Origin of the sequence: Dysgonomonas sp. (genome assembly GCF_035323175.1) — a bacterium.
GTDB lineage: Bacteria > Bacteroidota > Bacteroidia > Bacteroidales > Dysgonomonadaceae > Dysgonomonas.
Map to the genome: position 1 here is coordinate 19,561 of NZ_DAOKYH010000001.1, position 18,864 is coordinate 38,424.

The following is an 18,864-nucleotide window of genomic DNA, read 5'->3' on the forward strand; positions in this document are numbered from 1 at the left end:
ATTAATGATTGGTATTTACTGCCCCGGACGAAGCGAGCCCAGAACATAAGCTTCGTTCGGGAAGTAAAGAAAGAGGAAAGTTTTCTTTCTCTCACTACACGAAGAACAACATAACATATCGATAATTTTTATAGAATAAGCATTATTCTAGAAGAAATCATTAACTCAAAATATAAGACATGAAGAAGAATTTTTTATTGTTAATATTATTTGTCACCAGTATCGGTCTTTTTGCCCAATGGAAACCAGCGGGAGATAAAATAAAAACAAAATGGGCCGAGTCGCTCGATCCCAAAAACGTATTGCCCGAGTATCCGCGTCCGATAATGGAGCGTACCGATTGGGCAAACCTAAACGGACTTTGGGAATATGCAATCTTACCTATCGGGCAAGCCGAACCTCGCAGCTTTGACGGACAGATACTTGTTCCGTTTGCTGTAGAATCGAGCCTGTCGGGAGTGCAAAAAGAACTTGGAGCGAAAAACGAACTTTGGTACAAACGTACTTTTTCAGTACCATCGTCATGGAAGGGTAAAAATGTGATCCTTCACTTTGGTGCGGTAGACTGGAAGACTGAGGTTTTTGTTAACGATATAAAAGTTGGTACACACAAGGGCGGATATACTCCGTTCAGCTTCGATGTTACTCCTTTCCTTACATCAGGCACGCAAAAATTGGTTGTGAAAGTGTGGGATCCTACTACAGACGGCTATCAGCCTGTCGGCAAGCAGCACAAAGACCCTCACGGTATATGGTACACCCCTGTGTCGGGTATCTGGCAAACAGTGTGGCTAGAGCCGGTGAATAACAAACATATTGCAAATATTAAGGCTATACCTAGCCTCGATACGAAGAAAATAGCATTCGATGTATGTGCGGCAAATACTTCATCTTCAGATGTTGTAGAGGTAGTAGTAAAAGATAAAGGACAAACTGTAGCTTCGGGAAAAGCCGTTGCGGGACAGACGCTCGAATTACCTATTGCAGACCCTAAATTGTGGTCGCCCGAAAGTCCGTTCTTGTACGATGTAGAAGTAACACTTTACAGTGCAGGCAAAGCTCAGGATAAGGTAAAGAGCTATACGGCAATGCGTAAGGTTTCGTTCAAACGTGATGATAATGGCATTATGCGTTTGCAACTCAACAATAAAGATTACTTCCAGTTTGGCCCGCTCGATCAGGGTTGGTGGCCCGACGGATTATATACAGCACCTACCGATGAGGCTTTGGTGTACGATATACAGAAGACCAAAGACTTTGGATTCAATATGATACGCAAGCACGTAAAGGTAGAGCCTGCACGTTGGTACACTCATTGCGATCGTCTGGGGATATTGGTATGGCAGGATATGCCTAACGGAGACCGTTCGCCACAGTGGCAAAACAGAGATTACTTCAAAGGATCAGAGCTGATTCGTAGCGCCGAGTCGGAAGCGAACTATCGTCAGGAGTGGAAAGCGATAATGGATTATCTGATCTCTTATCCTTCTATCGCTGTGTGGGTTCCGTTCAACGAAGCATGGGGACAGTTCAAGACACAGGAGATAGCCGAATGGACAAAAGCGTATGATCCTTCTCGCCTTGTAAACCCTGCCAGTGGTGGTAACTTCTACCGTACAGGCGATATGCTCGACTTGCACAATTATCCGGGTCCAGACATGTATCTCTACGATGCCGAACGTCCTACAGTGCTTGGAGAGTATGGAGGGATAGGTCTTCCGCTACAGAATCACTTGTGGCAAACTGACAAAAACTGGGGATACGTTCAGTTTAAGAATGCCAAAGAAGTGACAGACGAATACGTGAAGTATGCCGAACAGTTGAAAAAGCTTATCAAAGCCGGTTTCTCTGCTGCTGTCTACACCCAGACTACGGATGTGGAAGGCGAAGTAAACGGCTTGATAACATACGATAGAAAAGAAATAAAAGTGGACGAACCACGAGTAAAAAAGGTGAATTTGGAGATATGCAATTCCTTGTCTAAATAACTAGGAACAGTATTTCCTGAATTTAGGTGATTTTAGGTTTGAAAAGAGGTGGAAGGGATTTTCGCCTCTTTTTACTTTATTACTCCAAAATGCCTCAATGCATTTGCAACGCCATTATCGTCTATGTCGTCGGTAACGTAGTCGGCAGCAACTTTTACATCGTCGCCGGCATTGCCCATCGCTATGCCGATAGCCACGTGACGAAGCATTTCTATATCGTTGCCTCCATCGCCGAAAGCCATCGTTTCGGACTTTTGGATGCCGAAATGTTCGAGAAATTTATCTATCCCTGTGCTCTTGTTTATCCCCTTGATATTTACATCGGCAAATGTAGGATGCCATCGGCTGGCATGGCAACTTACCAATGCTTCGTTCATTATTCTTTTTTCCAACGCATGGTCTACATACAGGTTTACTTGTAGAACCTCTTCATCGATAAGTTCCTCAAGGTTTCTTACAGGAGGCACATTTACCTTCACAAGGTTAGCTATCTTTTCTACATTGCTGTCTATATAGTTTACAAACGAACCTTCGTTGAGCATGAAGGCTAAAGGAAATTTTACTTCGTTTTGTTGATACTCGATCAGTGATTTCAGCTCTTCTTTGGGGATCAGCTTTTTGAATATGACATCATGGTCGGTAGTTACACAATACGCTCCGTTTACGGTTATAAAGCCGTCGAACTCCAAGCCGCCCAGATTTTGTATCTGCTTTCTCAAGCGACCTGTGGCAAGGAAAACCTTGATGCCTTGTCTCTTTACTTCGTTGATAGCATCGATTGTAGATTGTGGAACCGAGTGTGTCTTGAAACTTAATAACGTACCGTCTATATCAAAAAAAATAGCTTTTGTCATAATGTTTTAGGATAGATTGCAAAGGTAATGTTTTTGTAGTGATAATAAAATTGCAGCGTAGAGTCGGAAATAAAAAAGCGCCCGAATATTCAGACGCTTTTGATCTTGTTTTATGAGTAAATTTCAATAATAATTTGCGAAAACAATTGGGCGGGTACTAGCTGCAACTCCGTTTACTTTGCTGAGTAGCATTATTACTGTAGGGTAATTTGTTAAATAGATTTCGATAGGAGAGTATCCCTGAGGCAGATTTACAGTCATGTAAGTAATCATCGTATTCGTATTGGGCACATAGCAGCTCATATAATTTGACCAATCTATTACCTTATATCCGGCTGCACTGTACGAAAAAGAAGGATGCTTACTTGTTCTCAATTCGAAAATAACAGTTGACGGCTGGCTGCTATAAACATCAGCAGTTACTTTCGATTTGTCAGAACTCAGCTTGTCATTTGTGAAAAATACGTCGACTGACTGGGCTTTCAGGCTACTGCATGTCAGTGTAAATACAAAAACAGCGATTAATGTGTACAAAGCTTTTTTCATGATAACTTAATTTAGCGTTAAACATAGAATTTTATGTATCTTGAAATTAGTAATAATTGACTGAAAATAAGGGTGGTGTAAGCCTGGATATGACTTTTTGTAGAATGTGAATCGTGATAAAATATTGTAGTGTAATTGTTTAGTAGTCTTTTGTTTGTGTTGTAATATGACTTTTTTTAGCCTGAGTATGGGCTTTTGGGTAAAAAAGAAGGAGCTGTCTTCTTAAGAACAGCCCCTTTTTTGCTCGTTTATAAATAGTTAGCAGTAAGCCTTATTGTTTATCCCACCATACACGGGAGGTCATTTTATCTCCATCCGATAGGCGGCTTACAGCCTGATCGTAATTAGTAGCGTTGTATTGAGACTCGTTGCTTGGATAGGTAAAGCGGCGAGGTATCTCTGTACTGATACTATTGGTATAAGCCGGACGATTGTGCGGTACAGCATACACTGATTTTATTTCAGGGTATCCTGTTCTACGCCAGTTGGCAAATGCTTCGTATTCGTCACCAAATGTAGTGATGTAGTACTGCCAATTAATTTCTTTTAGCGGATTGGCATCAAATCTATTCAATGCATCTGTTAGGTATTTATCCACATTTGTTGATGTCAGGTAAATATCATACAATGTTTTAGCCGCAGGGTAAAGTGTAAATTGCTCCATAGCCGCTTTCACTCCTTTTTCGAAATATTCTTTTGCCTTTGCTTCTCCTCCGGGAATAAATCCACGTGCAGCAGCATCAGCCAACAGCAGGTTGTTTTCGGTATAAGTAATCAATACCGAAGGTACATCCGGGCGAGAGTATGTCAGACGGTTAGGAAACGCACAGATGCTTTCCCAGTCTTTCCATTTTTCCGCATTTGCTTTTATTGCATTTTCCTTTTCTTTCGGATCAGATATCTTATCAGGGTCTATGTAGTCAGGGAAGAATGGACGAACTTTTTGCTCTTTTTGGATACCCCATGTCGTTGTTCCTTGCTCATACCCGATAGGGAATCCTATCAGTTCGTCGCTATTGGTACTGTTTCCGAAGTCGAAGCCTTCAGCCCATTTGGCTCTCGGGTTTGTTGTTTTAGTAGCAATGAGGTGAATACGAGGGTCTTTTGTTGCCTTTAGCTCATCGATGAAAAATTCGCTGATGTAATATTTTCCTGCATCTTCGTTCGAATGAATTTTTCCGAATGGTTCGGCAGAGTCGTTTGTTACTACTGCATCCGAATGTTTTAGTATCGCATTATCTGCTGCACTGTCAAACAAACCATTCGCCAACGCTTTTGTTGCCCATGTTTTAGCTTTTTCGGCATCCACCTTCGATAAGCGCATTGCAGCACGAAGCATCAATGAATTGGCAAACTTGCGCCACTTCTCAGAGTCTCCGTTGAAAATAACGTCAGCCTTGAACGAGCCTGCATTTGAGATGTTGGCTTTCAACGCCGTATTCACTTCATCCATTTCCTTTAATAGGTCGTCGTAAATAGCCTGTTGAGTGTCGTATTTCGGATAACCGGTGACGCTAGGGCGTGCGGCCTCGAAGTAAGGAACATCTCCGTACAAGTCGGTCATACGTTGAAACATATATGCTTTCATCACACGTGCATACTGATACTCGTTTGCATATTTGGGTTTTTCTTTCCAGTTTTCCATTACATCCACCACATTTCTGATAGCGGCTCTTCCCCCGGTGTAATAGCCATCCCAATAAGCGGCGTTGTAACCTTCCGACCAAGTGTAGAACACTCCGTAGCGGCTTCTTGCCGAAGAGGTATGCTGTATCATATTGGCAGCGTATATAACAGAGTTTCTCCAGATATCCCAGTCAGACCCTGCTATCTGCGATTGTACTTGTGTAAATACAAGGCTGTAATCCATATTACCTTGGTTCAGGTGTTCGGGATCGATATTTACATCTCCAAAGTCATTGCAGCTAGTAGTTGCCCCCATAAGGCAAGCTGCTGCGAATATATATAGAATTCTTTTTTTCATTATTTCTGTGTTTTGTTAGGTTAAAACTTAACGTTTACATTAAAACCGATACTTCTGGTAGCCGGATATCCGTTTAGCTCCAATCCCTGACCGTTAGAGTTGTTGTATGCAGCCTCTGGATCGATGTTGTCGGTATGTTTTAAGATAGTCCAAAGGTTGCGTCCTACTAAGGAAACTGATAACCCTTTTACTGTTTTGTTGCCTAATATCGATTTAGGGAAAGTGTATCCGATAGACAGTTCACGAAGCTTGATGAAGCTAGCATTGTAGATAAATTCTTCGGCGATACTGTTCGATGCTATTGCCTGCCAGTATTTTTCGGCAGATACGGCTACAGTATTTGGCACATATTTGTCTCCTGAGAGCATAACTCCGTCACCTACGATTGTTCCTTTTCCGTCAGTTCCACGTCCTTCAAGTGTATTCTTGTGAAGTCCATTGCTGTATAATGAATAATTTGTTCCTGAGAATAGTTTAGCTCCGAATTTGAAGTCTAATAAGAACGAAAGTGTAAAATCTCGGTATGTTAGCTGGTTGCGCCATCCTCCCGTTAGTTTATAAACACCTGATCCCAGATTGTGAAGTTCGTCTGAACGCTGAGCAACTCCGTCTTTGTAAACAATCTGTCCGTCTACTCTCTTGTACTTGTAACCTACCAGTTCGCCGTACGGTCTGCCCAAAACATTCTGAATAGACACGTTTCCGCTACGTGATGTAGCACCTGCAATACCTATAGCCTCCACCAGTTTTCCTTGGTTCTCTCCCAGATATTTTACTTTACTGTCGTTGTAAGAGATATTGAAAGTAGAATTCCACATAAAGTCTTTCGTTTGTACAGGAACCGCATCTACCATAAATTCGAAACCGTTGTTTCTGATTTCACCTACGTTCATGATTGTAGAGTTGAAGCCCGAAGCGCTACTGGTGCTTATGGTAACAATGTCGTCTTTTGTGGTTTTATTGTAGAAAGCCATATCGAAAGACAAGCGGTTTTTGAAGAACGATAGATTCAATCCAGCTTCCCACTCAGAGATGCGAACAGGTTTCAGGTTCGGATTGGGATAAACATCATTATTGATGGTTCCATTGTTGAGCCCGTTTATGATATAATCATTCAGTTTGTAGGTCAGTAATGTCTGATACGGACTTGTTCCGTTGGACGCTGAGGCATAGGCTACACGTAGTTTACCAAATTCCAAAGCTCCTTTAGAAGCAAATGTATCAGTAAATACCCATGATGCACCTACAGAAGGGTAGAAGTAACTATTGTTGTCGGGGTTCAGTGTCGAGAACCAGTCGTTTCTACCTGTAAGATTCAAGAATATTTGGTTTTTGTATCCAAAATCGGCAGTCGCATAGATTGAGTTTACACGATATTCGATATAACTTTTTGTCATCGGACGATTTCCTACATTATTTACCGATTCAAGTCCCGGTACTAAGAATGGACGAACGCCATCAGCCATCCATTGTTTGGTAATATTGCGTTGACGGTTACCTCCAAACGTAGCGCTGGTGCTCCAGTCTCCAAATGTTTTGTTGAATCCGATGAGGTAATTTAAGTTTATTTCTGCGAAATTTTTAGAATATTCGGTCATAAAACCCTGCGGATCGGCAGCTGCACCCATTGGTTGCACTTGTTTGAAGTCCATATTGTAACCATCGCGTGTAATACCTCCCTGGGCATATAGCCAGTCGAAGATATCATATTTCAGGGTCATTCCGCCAGTCAGACGGTTTTTGTTTGTTACGTTTGTTTTTCTGTATTGTAGCCAGTATGGGTTGTTGAAGTATACGTTATCTCCTCCCAGCAGCTCTTTTCCTTCGGCTGTAGATCCCCATTGTGAATCGGCATCATCACGCTCCAACCAGCGTACATCGAACGAGTTGGCACGGTAAAGTAACGAGGCATTCGTGTTTCCGTTACCATCCGATAGGTTAGAACGTCCTTTGAATTTTTCAAATACATAGTTGGCATTTACGCTCAACTGTATCTTAGAGGTAATGTCGTAAGTGGTGTTCATGTTTATACCTTGCTGGCTGATGTACGAATTAGGCAGAATACCTTTGTCGTACATATTGGATACGCCAAATCGGTAAAGGATCTTATCTGCTGCACCGCTTACAGAAAGTGAAGTAGCATCGTTAACCCCGGTGCGATAGAAGTTGTCCCAGTTATCTACGTACGAATATTTGTATTCGTTACCTAAGAAGTTAATTGCTTTACCTCCGTCGAGTGGAGCTCCCCAGCTTGATGTCTCAGTGCTTATCGCATCTTCTTTCGACAAGGGACGAGTACCTTCGGTTCCTTGTCCGAATTTCTTCTGAAAATCACGATAGTCGTAAATTGTGTTGAATGTTAAACTATTATTGAATTCGATACTTACCGGCTGTCCTTTTTTACCCGATTTGGTCGTGATCAGGATCGCTCCGTTACCTCCACGATATCCATAAAGGGCAGATGCCGCAGCACCTTTCAGTACCTGGATGCTTGCAATATCATCAGGGCTGATGTTGGATAGTCCGTCTCCCATATCCATTCCGCCCCATGTGCCGGCACTTCCCAAGTTGCTATTGTCGAATGGCACACCGTCTATTACATAAAGAGGCTGGTTGTTTCCCGTAAGCGAAGCGTTTCCACGAATTACTACACGGCTGCTTCCTCCTGCTCCGGTTGCATTTCCTGCAACAGAAACTCCCGCTACCTTACCTGAGAGGGCATTCCCGATATTGAGGTCACGGGCTTGGGTAAACTCATCGCCGCCTACAGACGTAGTTGAGTAACCTAACGATCTTTGCTGTCTCTTGATGCCCAGTGCTGTTACAACAATGTCGTCTAATACTTTAGAATCTTCTTTCAAGATAATGTTTAATGGTTTTCCGTCCCATTTAACTTCTTGAGGGATATAACCCACAAAGCTGATACGGATAATGTCTCCAACTTTAACGTTGGTCAATGAGAAATCTCCATCTACACCGGTAACAGTTCCGTTAGTTGTTCCTTTCACAACTATCGATGCTCCGATAATGGTTTCTCCTGCTTCATCTTTTACTATTCCGTTACATCTTTCGGCCTGGAACACAGTGCTGATTTCTGTATTTTCTTTTACAGACCCGGCATAGATTGTCCCTGTGCTTACTGTACACAACAAAAAAAGTAAACGTGCTGTTTTTAGTGATTTTAACATAGGTTTAGTTTTTGTAAAAATGGATATAATTCTGTGTATTCTTCTTTAGATTGGTATCTATTTGATTGTAAAAATACCTATTGTGATATAGAAATGCAACTTTATTGTGTTTTTTATCCCCTGTTTTTAATTTTATTTGTTTTATTATGATAGTTTATATGGTGTCTAATAGTTTGGTTATAAGAGCTTTGTTGAGAGTGCTGTTTTTTTTATAAATTTTATTTATATTGAATATCAAAAGCTATTTCTGCGTGTTAACTTATATGTCTGTCGTTCTTATGTTATTCTATTTTTCAGCAATAAAAAAAGCGCAGATTATATCAATCTGCGCTCTCTGTTATTTTTTATTCTGCTATTTCAAATGTTCAAAATTGCGTCGTTTCAGCTGGAAGTCACGTCCGAGATATTTCTCCCTTACCGTTTCATTTTCAGCTAATTGCTCGGCACTTCCTTGGAACAATACCTTCCCTTCGAACAAAAGATATGCACGGTCGGTGATACTCAGCGTTTCGTCCACATTGTGGTCGGTGATGAGAATCCCGATGTTCTTATATTTCAGCTTTGCCACAATTTCCTGAATGTCTTGCACGGCAATAGGGTCTACCCCCGCAAAAGGCTCGTCAAGCATGATAAACTTAGGGTCGATAGCCAAACAGCGGGCAATCTCCGAGCGGCGGCGTTCACCTCCCGATAACCTGTCTCCCAGATTTTTGCGAACCTTGTGCAACCCAAACTCATCGATGAGGCTTTCCAATTTTTCTTTCTGATACTCGGATGATGTTTTTGTCATTTCCAGTACCGACCGGATATTGTCTTCCACAGTCATCTTGCGAAAGATGGAGGCTTCCTGTGCCAGATAGCCGATGCCATGTTGCGCCCGCTTGTAAACAGGGAACTTGGTTATCTCCGTATCGTTGAGGAAAATCTTGCCTTCGTTGGGCATCACCAATCCTACGGTCATGTAGAACGTTGTGGTTTTTCCTGCACCGTTGGGGCCTAGCAAGCCGACAATCTCGCCCTGCTTCACATCTATCGAGACGTGATTTACGACAGTACGCGACGAGTATCGCTTTACAAGGTCTTCGGTGCGTAGCACCATCCTCTCTGTGGGTTGTATATTGTTATCTTCTGCCATTATTCAATTACTATTGTAGACAAGCAAACAAGTTGTTAGGATTGTATACCCGATCAGTCGAGAACTGTTACCCAGCCGTGTGTGTCGGGTTCGTCGCCCTGCTGTATCGCTCTTAGCTTGTTGTACAGCTTGGTGCTTACAGGCCCAGCATTACCATCTTTAGATATCACATACGACTTGTTTTCGTCCAGATCATCTACTCTTAATATCGGGCTGATCACGGCTGCTGTTCCCACTTGTCCCGCTTCTTCGAATGTCGCCAATTCGTCTTCATGTATCTGACGGCGTTCTACCTTCATTCCCATATCTTCGGCCAGTTGCATCAGGCTCTTGTTGGTGATGGAAGGAAGTATCGAACTCGAAAGCGGTGTGATATATGTATTGTCTTTTATTCCGAAGAAATTTGCAGGACCGCATTCGTCCAGATATTTCTTTTCTCTGGCATCGAGATACAGAACGGCAGAGTATCCCATTTCGTGCGCTTTATGTCCTGCCACGAGGCTGGCTGCATAGTTGCCACCTACCTTGATTGTACCTGTACCCAGCGGAGCAGCACGGTCGTATCCTCGCAGGATGGCAACCGGAGTAGGTTTAAACCCTTCCTTGAAGTATGGGCCTACAGGGGTAACGAATACGAGAAACATATATTCGGCAGCAGGTTTTACGCCCACCTGTGCACTTGTGCCTATCAGTAGCGGACGGATATATAAAGAAGCTCCGCTTCCGTATGGCGGAACAAATTTTTCGTTCAGTTTTACAGCTTTTAATACTGTTTCTTCAAAAACTTCGACAGGAAGCTCGGCCATCATAATACCATGACATGAAGAAATCATACGCAAAGCATTATCGCGCATTCTGAAAATTCGGATTTTCCCGTCTTTACCTCTAAACGCTTTGAGTCCTTCAAATGCTTCTTGTCCGTAGTGGAGGCAAGTGGCAGCTATATGAATGTCAATACTCTCAGAAGTAGTTTCGGTTGGTGTACTCCATTTTCCATCTTTGTAATGGCTTCTTACATTATAATCTGTCTTCATGTACCCGAAAGACAAATTAGACCAGTCTATCCCATTCATGTCGATAAAAGTTTAAATCAATACTTTCGATAAATTGTTTATATCACAAAAGTACAATTTTCATCGATATTCAGGCGATGTTTTTTCTTATTAAGTAAATATTTAAGCTCATTTTTCAGATTTTAGGAGTTTCTTCTTTTGGAGATGATATTTAAAATGTATTTTTATTGCCATGCTCACAAGTGGAGAATCTTATGTCAGAATAGAAAAAGATACTTCATTTATACTTTCAATCGTAATACTTATTTGATATGGAATCACTACACAAAATATGGTCACGCTATTTCAGCTATAATTGGCAATTTGGTCTTGCGCTAATTCTATTGTTTGGTATTCCTCGTTTTATTCTGGTGTTGGATGCGAACATGTCGGGCGGATATGGCACAGCTTTTATCATCTTTTTCATCATGTGGTTCACCCCTTTTATTTTTCTCACTCGCAAGGGCAGGAGAGAAATTGGCTTTAAGCGTCCTAACAGTTACCTTCGTTTGCTTTATTCTTTTGCCTTGGGTGCATTGGCGTGCGGAGCTATATACGGGCTGTTTTATCTTTTGTATGGCAACACAATCAGCAATTCGCTTGTCTATATCTCTAAAGCCAGCACGTCTGTCGTGTTGGACGATAGTCATCGGCTTATCTTCTTCCTTATTGCCGCTATACCCAGTATGCTATTCAGCCCTATCGGCGAAGAATTTCTGTACAGAGGGGTAATACACGGCAGCTTTGTTCTCAAGTTTGGCGAAACAAAGGCTTCTCTCTTCGATAGCCTCGCTTTTGCATTAACGCATCTGGCTCATTTCGGAATCATTTTTGATGCAGGGGTGTGGAAATTGCTTCCTGTTCCGGCACTGTTGTGGGTACTGTCAATGTTTGCTGTCAGTCGACTGTTTTTTGCGTGCAAGCAGATGTGTGACTCTATATTTGGAGCTGTGCTGTCGCATGCCGGATACAACTTTGCGATGATGTACTTTATCTTTTATCACATCTTATAACTTGTTTTTTGCCGCTATAAATTTAACACGTCGACAATATTTCTTTCTCTGCGAGGGGATCTCCAAATAGCGGAAACGCTTTTCCAATGCCCTTTCTACTGTAAATATTTATAAATGTTTACACCTTTTGTTGCTTCCTGAGTGAGTTTTCGGAGCATAGAAAAATGGTCGGTAATTTTTAGTAAACAGTTTTTATTTTCAAAGAATACATTCGAAAAAACAGCTTTATATAATTTGCTTGTGTGGAGAAAAGTTGTGGTCAGGATTTATAATAGTTAACATAAGTGCAAAATGAATACTATACTTTTGCTTTACAGTCTTACTTTAGACGACGATTATGTTAACTTTCTAATCTTAATACGAACACATACAAAACTATATTCGTCAAAAAAAAGAGTAAATCATTTCCTTGATTTACTCTTTTTGCTTTTATGTTGTCGATTGTTTTTCTTCAAATGGCAGCATCAATCCTCTTTCTGAACCTCAGGAGAAACGGCAGTAGCCAGTCTGTCGGTAAACAATATACCTTGCAGATGGTCGTACTCGTGCTGAAATATTACGCCCGTAAAGTCTGCGCCACGTGAGCCGCCACTTAATCTTTCTTTTATAAGCGTTCCGTTATCGTCGTAATACTCCACATCTACCCATGTGTAGCGATTCGTTGTGCCCGATAGTTCCGGTACGGAAAGGCATCCGTCTCTTTCGAAGAGGAATGTCTCAGCCGAATGACCTACAATACGTGGATTGATGGCTACTTGCACAGGCATCCCTTTTTGGTCGATACGCAAGAAAAGGAACAAGTTACGCCCGATACCCACCTGCGGAGCTGCGATTCCGACTCCCGACTCTACGGCAAGTGTCATTTGCAGGCGGTCGATAAGGAGTTGCAGGTCTTTGTTGGTTGCAATGTTCTTCGCATCCACATCGATGCTTTTTTTTCTGAGGAAAAGAGAATCTTTTTGGTTGTCGGTTTGTAATACTCTGAACGGAGTATCTGCACTTCCGCTATTTATCAGTGATTTTTCGTTGCTTGTCATAAACTTAACAGATTTACACGCGGATATGCTAAACAAAATAATCAGCAAGTATACTATCTTTTTCATTATATCCGATGTTTATATTTTTTTTGCAAAGATATGAAAAATGGCTAGTACATAACAAAAAATATATCTTACAGTAGAGGCTATTCTTGTTGTTAATCGAATTGAGAACATGCCCCTAGCAACAAGTTTTTACATCCATTTTTTTGTTACCGCTTCATATTTTCATCATCTATTCGTGATTAAACATTAAAAAATTCCTAATATTGTGACAAATCGTACACTTTTGCGACATATATAATAAAGCGACTTCTAATAGATGAAAGAAACGAAGGAAAGGGATGAACAATTCTTAGAGATGATACGTCAAAACGAGGGTATTATCTTCAAGGTAGCTTCCTTCTATGTCGACAAAGAGCATCCGATCGGCGATCTTTATCAAGAAGTCGTACTCAACCTATGGAAAGGGTATCCGTCGTTCAGGGGCGAAAGCAAGTATTCGACCTGGATATATAGGATTGCGCTCAATACCTGTGTGTCTTTCTATCGCAGGAATAGAATTAATGTTTCCTATGTAGATATATCGACAGATATTCCCGACGTGGTGGACAACAATGAAGAAATACAAGAATTGTACAAATTAATCAACCGTTTAGGAAAAATCGAACGCGCCCTAGTCTTACTCTATCTCGACGATAAACCGTATAAGGAGATAGCCGAAATCACAGGGCTTTCTGTGACAAATGTGGCAACCAAACTGAGCCGCATAAAAGATAAGTTGAAGCAGATGTCGAATGGAGAAAACTAACCAAATTATATGGATCTCGATAGCATAAAAAAAACGTGGCAAGAAGCGGATATAAAGCCGACAATCGATGAATCAAAGATTCAGAAAATGTTGGATAATAAGGGGAAAAGCGCTTATGCAAATTTATTGAAGTATGACAAGTGCTTTTTGTGGCTACTCATACCTTGTGTGTTTGCAGGAGTCTTGTTCTATTGTATGCATCCTCTGCCCGGTATCCTTTATTTTGCATTGCTTATCCCGGCATTTTTCTGGCAGCTGTATAAGATCAGCTACCTGAAGAAGGCGGATGTGTCTAAAATGGGAATACTGGAAATATCGAAGGGGGTGACACTCTACAAGAAATTCTTGGTGTACGAAATTATTATAGGAGCGGTGTGGATAGTCGCTTTCTCGGTGTCGTATATATATTATGGTCTGCCGAGTATGTTTCCTAAGCTGATGGGGCGATATTCGTCCGACGGCGAGTCGTCGTTTATGCTCTTGTTGCTTATCTTTATGATTGCATCTACGATGGTTTTCTCTTTCCTGATATATAAATATTTATATCTGAATAATATAAAGAAGATACAAGATTCGATACGGGAAATAGAAGATTTTGAGAAAGATAATAATGACTGAATAAGTAGAATATCCTCTTTGTCATTTTGAAAGGAGTGAATTGAAAATCGGCATAGCCAATAATCTCTTGCCGTAAGAAATGCTTCTAGTCGTCAGCATGACAAAATATAAATAACCTTTGTAAGAAACTTAACGAATAAATGTAATATGAAAAATCTGGTTGCAACATTTTTTGCACTGATACTATTTGTAGCTGCTACAACGCTCACAGCTCAGAACGAAACGAAGTATGATAACGCTTTGCTTTGGAAGGTTTCGGGCAATGGGCTATCAAAGCCTTCTTATATACTTGGTACGCACCATCTGGCACATGTGAGCTATGTAGATAGCATTCCGGGACTAAGAAGTGCCATGGAAACTACCGAACAAACGGTGGGCGAACTTCTGATGTCTGATCAGACGGCGATGCAGGCCAAACTGCAACAGGCGGCGATGATGCCGGCAGGCGAGAGCTATGAAGCTTTGTTGTCTCCCGATGATTATACCAAGCTGGATAATGGGCTGAAAGAGCTTTTCGGTGTTGGTCTCACTCAGTTTGGACAACTCAAACCGGGTATGCTTTCTATGTTGTACACCATCACGTTATATACAAAGTTTTATCCAGAGTTTAACCCTATGGCACACGAAGCTATCGATGGATATGTGCAACGCATAGCTACCGAGAAAGGAAAAACCGTTGTTGGTCTCGAAACTGTCGAAGATCAGATTTATGCTCTGTTCGATGCCGAACCGTTGAAAGATCAGGCTGTTTCATTGGCATGCTATGTCGTGAATAGCGACAAGGCAAAAGATATGTTGGATAAGCTGAATGCATACTACAAGGCAGGACAGCTGACAAATATGTACAATCTTGCATTTAATAATCCTGACGATCCGTGTGGTGTATCACAAAAGTCGCAAAATGCTCTGAATAAAGACCGTAATGATAAGTGGATCGCAAAACTTCCTGAGATAATGAAAAATAAATCGAGCCTCATTGCCGTAGGTGCGTTGCACCTTGCCGACAAGGACGGATTGCTCGCTCAGCTTGCTACTAAAGGATACACAGTAGAAGCTGTGAAATAAAAGATATACTTTATTTTCTTCCCCCTTCATTAGATTCACTCTTTTCTATTGGAGGGGGAAATTGTATCCGGTGGTTTGCTATCCCTGTTATATATTATGAAAAGCTGATATTCCTCCCTATCCAGAAAAGCACAATCAGTATAAGGACTATAACAATAGCCCTTTTTCCGAATAGTATCTTCCGTGCGGTCGGATATTTTTCTTTACCGCCAAAGTATTCGAAATAAATTCCAATGATAAGATAGGGAATTGCCAGTATAAGGAGAGGGTTACTTGCAAATGCATCTTTCAGCCTAAAGTGTAGTAAATGATGTATGGCTCGTTGAGAACCGCAGCCCGGACAGTCGAACCCTGTGATCTGATGAAAAGGGCATTGGGGAAAATATGCCGATTCTGCGGGACTGAACAGAAAGTATATAATTGCGGCAAGCAGTAGTACGCAGCCTATCACAATAACTCTGATTAGATATTTCGGCATTGTTTCTCGGTTTTAATACTGCGAAAGAGCTGCAAGCAAACCTAAAATGAACAATAACATATAGATAACAGGCAAGAATGCAATACCCCATAGCGTCCATAGTTTGGCCTTGCGTGATGCTTCTTGCGAAGCTTCATATTCTCTCTTGCCATACAGCGTTTCTACCTTCACGGCATAAAATATTCCAACAAGGCTTATCGGCGAACAACAAAATATAGTAAGTAATATCGATTCTATAAGCCAATTCTTGGGCATGGGTATTATGCCATCCCACTTGTGCTGATCGTCATATTGGTATCGCTGCCCGCTGTTATATGTCGGGTTTTGTCTATTCTGCTGCTGTCGTATTGGAGGAGGTGTCTGCTGCTCTTCTCTACGGTCTTGCGGTACAGGGGCTTTAGTGTCGAAAAGGAAATTCAGCTCCTGCAACGTTCCGGCTTCAGCCCAGTCTGCCATCCCCGAACGCCAAACGATTGTTTCGGGGCTGATATTCTTCCGAAGTAACTCGTTTGAAGTAAATGGGCCGCATTGCAACTTCGATATATCATCGATGTAGTAATATTTCAGCATAAAGTCTGGCCGGATTATAGCCGGTTTTTACTTAAACATTTCGTCTATCTGAGCCGGAGGCGGTGCATCCTGAACCTCTTCGTCGCTGCTCTTGTCGCAAACACCATATCCCGGTACACTCTCAAACTGGTCTCCCTGGCTATAACCGAGTCGTTTGTCTGCAAATACTTTTTTGAAGAACAAACCTACTATCGGCAGTGCCATGCTGGCTCCCTGTCCGTCAGTTGTGCGGTCGAAGTGTATAGAGCGGTCTTCTCCACCTACCCAGCATCCGGTAGAAAGTTTAGGTGTGAATCCCATAAACCATCCGTCGGAGTTATTTTGTGTTGTTCCTGTTTTTCCTCCCATTGGCGCTGTTATCCCATAGTTGCGTCTGATGCGTCCGCCTGTACCACCATCCACTACTCCGCGAAGCATGTCGAGCATCTTCACATACGTACTTTCGCTGAACACCTCGTCCATCTTCGGAGCGAAGGCTGCATCAGCTATTATATTGCCAAAGGCGTCTTCGATGCGGGTAACATATACAGGGTTGGAACGTATTCCTTTGTTAGCAAAAGAGGTATAAGCGGCAACCATTTCCGACACAGACACATCGTGTGTACCCAGAGCCATAGAAACCACAGGGTCTATACGTCCGGTGATACCAAACGAGTGTAACATACGTGCAAAGGCATACGGTGTGGTACGTCCCATGAGGTAAGCCGTAACAAGGTTGTCGGAGTTTTGCAGCCCCCATTTGATGGTGACCGTTTCGCCAAACATAGAAGCTCGCCCTCCTCTTGGAGTCCACTCTTTACCTGTTTCGGCAATGAGGGTTTGAGGCACATATAGCATCTGGTCGCAAGGCGTCATTCCGCTTTCCATCGACAGGGTGTAAAGGAATGGTTTGATGGTCGAACCTATTTGTCGGCGTCCCATGTTCACCATATCATACTGGAAGAACTTGAAGTCTATTCCTCCCACATAAGCTTTTACATATCCGTTGTGATTATCCATCGCCATAAAGCCCGAACGCAGGAAGCTTTTGTGATAGCGTATGGAGTCCCAAGGGGTCATTGTCGTATCTACTTCTCCTTTCCAAGAGAATACTTTCATATCTACAGGCTTCTTGAATATCTGTAGTATTTCTTTGTCGGACATTCCTTCATTTTTCAGAGCCTTGTACCTGTCGCTAATCTTCATGGCACGATATAGCAATGTGTCTACATCTTTGGCTACCGAGTAGGAGAAAGGAGCATACGAGCGACCTCTCTTTTCTTTATCGAAGTCGGGTTGCAGTTCCTTGCTGAGGTGTTCTGCCATCGCCTCTTCGGCATACTGCTGCATGCGAGAGTCGATCGTTGTATATATTCTCAGTCCGTCGGTAGAGAGGTTGTAATTAGAGCCGTCCGGCTTTTTATTCTTGTTGCACCATCCGTACAGCGGGTTTGTCTCCCAGCTGATAGAATCGAGCGCATATTGTTCCATTTGCCACGAAGCGTAATTCGATTTCTTAGGCTTTTTGGCTGTCATAGCCATACGCAGATACTCTCTGAAATAAGGAGCAAGCCCGTCTTTGTGGTCTACCCGTTTGAAGTCGAGTTTCAGTTCTGTTTGTTTCAGCGAGTCGTACTGTTGTTCGGTAATGTAGTCGCTCTTGTACATCTGTTCCAATACCACATTTCTACGACCTTTTGTTCTGTCGGGATATCTTCTCGGGTTGAAGTACGAAGGGTTTTTACACATCCCTATCAGGGTAGCGGCTTCTTCTATCTTGAGCTCTTTGGGTGTTTTGTTGAAGTACACCTGTGCAGCCGACTGAATACCTACAGCATTGTATAGGAAGTCGAACTGATTGAGGTATAGGTTCACTATTTCTTCTTTTGTATAATATCGTTCCAGCTTTACGGCAATAACCCATTCGATAGGCTTGCGTAAAAACACACGTTGAACCCAGTTTTCGGAAGGAGGAGAATAAAGCAGTTTTGCCAGCTGCTGAGGAATGGTACTACCCCCACCGCCACTTTCCTGCATCAGTATACCTCTTTTCACTACGGCTCTGAGCAATGCGTATGCATCAATACCTGAATGTGAATAGAAGCGTGCGTCTTCGGTAGCTACCAACGCTTGTACCAGATACGGAGAAAGATCTTCGTAGTTGGAATATATCCGGTTGTTTTTTGCAAGGGAATATGTGCCCAATAGTTGCCCATCGGTAGAATATATCTGAGAGGCATATTTGTCAATCGGGTTTTCTAACTCTTCTACATCAGGCATATAGCCGATTGCTCCTATACTGATAAGGGCAAATGTGATGGTGAGTACTCCGATGAAGCAGGCAAACCCGATCCACATCTTTTTTATGATGGTCTTCGGGGTACGTTTTTTATTTGTCTTATTATTCCTTCTTTGTTTTTCCTTCTCATTCATAAGTGTATGCAAGTCTTTTAACTTGGCGCAAAGTTATATAAAACGTTTCAATAATGCAGATAAAAAAACTTAAATGCTTTTCAATAATTCTTGTTATGTTCAGTAGCGGAAAG

15 protein-coding genes are annotated in these 18,864 nt (G+C 42.1%); 5 read left to right on the plus strand and 10 right to left on the minus strand.

The window, feature by feature from the left end; all coding sequences use genetic code 11:
- Positions 1–179: 179 nt before the first annotated feature.
- Positions 180–1,988 (plus strand): glycoside hydrolase family 2 protein, encoded by a 1,809-nt coding sequence (locus PKC55_RS00070; protein WP_324371323.1) that lies wholly within the window; start codon positions 180–182, stop codon positions 1,986–1,988.
- 71 nt (positions 1,989–2,059) lie between these two features.
- On the opposite strand, the gene PKC55_RS00075 is transcribed toward PKC55_RS00070, so the two are convergent.
- From PKC55_RS00075 to PKC55_RS00100, 6 genes are all read right to left on the minus strand, one after another.
- Positions 2,060–2,842, minus strand: coding sequence for a Cof-type HAD-IIB family hydrolase (locus PKC55_RS00075; RefSeq protein ID WP_324371325.1), 783 nt, complete (start codon positions 2,840–2,842; stop codon positions 2,060–2,062).
- Positions 2,843–2,965: 123 nt separating this feature from the next.
- On the minus strand, positions 2,966–3,388 hold the full coding sequence (locus PKC55_RS00080; protein WP_291029145.1) for a hypothetical protein: 423 nt from the start codon (positions 3,386–3,388) through the stop codon (positions 2,966–2,968).
- A gap of 271 nt (positions 3,389–3,659) precedes the next feature.
- Positions 3,660–5,372 carry a SusD/RagB family nutrient-binding outer membrane lipoprotein gene (locus PKC55_RS00085; RefSeq protein WP_291130405.1) on the minus strand — a complete coding sequence of 571 codons (1,713 nt, stop codon included), beginning with the start codon at positions 5,370–5,372 and terminating at the stop codon, positions 3,660–3,662.
- Positions 5,373–5,392: 20 nt separating this feature from the next.
- Positions 5,393–8,560 (minus strand): SusC/RagA family TonB-linked outer membrane protein, encoded by a 3,168-nt coding sequence (locus tag PKC55_RS00090; protein ID WP_291130402.1) that lies wholly within the window; start codon positions 8,558–8,560, stop codon positions 5,393–5,395.
- A 352-nt stretch (positions 8,561–8,912) separates the two neighbouring features.
- Positions 8,913–9,695 carry an LPS export ABC transporter ATP-binding protein gene (gene lptB / locus PKC55_RS00095; RefSeq protein WP_006844650.1) on the minus strand — a complete coding sequence of 261 codons (783 nt, stop codon included), beginning with the start codon at positions 9,693–9,695 and terminating at the stop codon, positions 8,913–8,915.
- Positions 9,696–9,748: 53 nt separating this feature from the next.
- Positions 9,749–10,768 carry a branched-chain amino acid aminotransferase gene (locus PKC55_RS00100; RefSeq protein WP_296951690.1) on the minus strand — a complete coding sequence of 340 codons (1,020 nt, stop codon included), beginning with the start codon at positions 10,766–10,768 and terminating at the stop codon, positions 9,749–9,751.
- Between the two features lie 251 nt (positions 10,769–11,019).
- Between PKC55_RS00100 and PKC55_RS00105 the strand changes: the two genes are divergently transcribed.
- Complete coding sequence (locus PKC55_RS00105) at positions 11,020–11,760, plus strand: CPBP family intramembrane glutamic endopeptidase (protein WP_291130397.1); 741 nt, start codon at positions 11,020–11,022, stop codon at positions 11,758–11,760.
- Positions 11,761–12,224: 464 nt separating this feature from the next.
- Here the strand turns inward: PKC55_RS00105 and def are convergent, their stop codons facing one another.
- On the minus strand, positions 12,225–12,863 hold the full coding sequence (gene def / locus PKC55_RS00110; RefSeq protein WP_291130395.1) for a peptide deformylase: 639 nt from the start codon (positions 12,861–12,863) through the stop codon (positions 12,225–12,227).
- A 256-nt stretch (positions 12,864–13,119) separates the two neighbouring features.
- Between def and PKC55_RS00115 the strand changes: the two genes are divergently transcribed.
- The 3 genes from PKC55_RS00115 to PKC55_RS00125 all read left to right on the plus strand — a co-directional run bounded on the left by PKC55_RS00115 (position 13,120) and on the right by PKC55_RS00125 (position 15,291).
- Positions 13,120–13,608: an RNA polymerase sigma factor gene (locus PKC55_RS00115; RefSeq protein ID WP_135104704.1), complete on the plus strand. Its 489-nt coding sequence runs from the start codon at positions 13,120–13,122 to the stop codon at positions 13,606–13,608.
- 9 nt (positions 13,609–13,617) lie between these two features.
- The gene (locus PKC55_RS00120; RefSeq protein ID WP_291130393.1) at positions 13,618–14,226 is read left to right on the plus strand and encodes a hypothetical protein; all 609 of its coding nucleotides are present in this window, start codon (positions 13,618–13,620) and stop codon (positions 14,224–14,226) included.
- Positions 14,227–14,373: 147 nt separating this feature from the next.
- On the plus strand, positions 14,374–15,291 hold the full coding sequence (locus PKC55_RS00125; RefSeq protein WP_291130391.1) for a TraB/GumN family protein: 918 nt from the start codon (positions 14,374–14,376) through the stop codon (positions 15,289–15,291).
- Positions 15,292–15,385: 94 nt separating this feature from the next.
- On the opposite strand, the gene PKC55_RS00130 is transcribed toward PKC55_RS00125, so the two are convergent.
- Genes PKC55_RS00130 through PKC55_RS00140 form a run of 3 tightly spaced genes read right to left on the minus strand, consistent with a single transcriptional unit; the run spans position 15,386 to position 18,751 of the window.
- On the minus strand, positions 15,386–15,769 hold the full coding sequence (locus PKC55_RS00130; RefSeq protein WP_291130389.1) for a DUF2752 domain-containing protein: 384 nt from the start codon (positions 15,767–15,769) through the stop codon (positions 15,386–15,388).
- Positions 15,770–15,781: 12 nt separating this feature from the next.
- Positions 15,782–16,339 (minus strand): CD225/dispanin family protein, encoded by a 558-nt coding sequence (locus PKC55_RS00135; RefSeq protein ID WP_291029156.1) that lies wholly within the window; start codon positions 16,337–16,339, stop codon positions 15,782–15,784.
- 27 nt (positions 16,340–16,366) lie between these two features.
- Positions 16,367–18,751 (minus strand): transglycosylase domain-containing protein, encoded by a 2,385-nt coding sequence (locus PKC55_RS00140; protein ID WP_414647320.1) that lies wholly within the window; start codon positions 18,749–18,751, stop codon positions 16,367–16,369.
- Between the last annotated feature and the right edge of the window lie 113 nt (positions 18,752–18,864).

Excerpts from the sequence above, each read along its gene's own strand:
- PKC55_RS00105 (WP_291130397.1), top strand. The coding sequence starts at position 11,020 with ATGGAATCACTACACAAAATATGGTCACGCTATTTCAGCTATAATTGG.
- PKC55_RS00115 (WP_135104704.1), top strand. The coding sequence starts at position 13,120 with ATGAAAGAAACGAAGGAAAGGGATGAACAATTCTTAGAGATGATACGT.
- lptB (WP_006844650.1), bottom strand. The coding sequence starts at position 9,695 with ATGGCAGAAGATAACAATATACAACCCACAGAGAGGATGGTGCTACGC.
- PKC55_RS00075 (WP_324371325.1), bottom strand. The coding sequence starts at position 2,842 with ATGACAAAAGCTATTTTTTTTGATATAGACGGTACGTTATTAAGTTTC.
- PKC55_RS00085 (WP_291130405.1), bottom strand. The coding sequence starts at position 5,372 with ATGAAAAAAAGAATTCTATATATATTCGCAGCAGCTTGCCTTATGGGG.
- PKC55_RS00080 (WP_291029145.1), bottom strand. The coding sequence starts at position 3,388 with ATGAAAAAAGCTTTGTACACATTAATCGCTGTTTTTGTATTTACACTG.
- PKC55_RS00125 (WP_291130391.1), top strand. The coding sequence starts at position 14,374 with ATGAAAAATCTGGTTGCAACATTTTTTGCACTGATACTATTTGTAGCT.
- PKC55_RS00130 (WP_291130389.1), bottom strand. The coding sequence starts at position 15,769 with ATGCCGAAATATCTAATCAGAGTTATTGTGATAGGCTGCGTACTACTG.
- PKC55_RS00140 (WP_414647320.1), bottom strand. The coding sequence starts at position 18,751 with ATGAATGAGAAGGAAAAACAAAGAAGGAATAATAAGACAAATAAAAAA.
- PKC55_RS00135 (WP_291029156.1), bottom strand. The coding sequence starts at position 16,339 with ATGCTGAAATATTACTACATCGATGATATATCGAAGTTGCAATGCGGC.
- PKC55_RS00120 (WP_291130393.1), top strand. The coding sequence starts at position 13,618 with ATGGATCTCGATAGCATAAAAAAAACGTGGCAAGAAGCGGATATAAAG.
- PKC55_RS00100 (WP_296951690.1), bottom strand. The coding sequence starts at position 10,768 with ATGAATGGGATAGACTGGTCTAATTTGTCTTTCGGGTACATGAAGACA.
- PKC55_RS00070 (WP_324371323.1), top strand. The coding sequence starts at position 180 with ATGAAGAAGAATTTTTTATTGTTAATATTATTTGTCACCAGTATCGGT.
- PKC55_RS00090 (WP_291130402.1), bottom strand. The coding sequence starts at position 8,560 with ATGTTAAAATCACTAAAAACAGCACGTTTACTTTTTTTGTTGTGTACA.
- def (WP_291130395.1), bottom strand. The coding sequence starts at position 12,863 with ATGAAAAAGATAGTATACTTGCTGATTATTTTGTTTAGCATATCCGCG.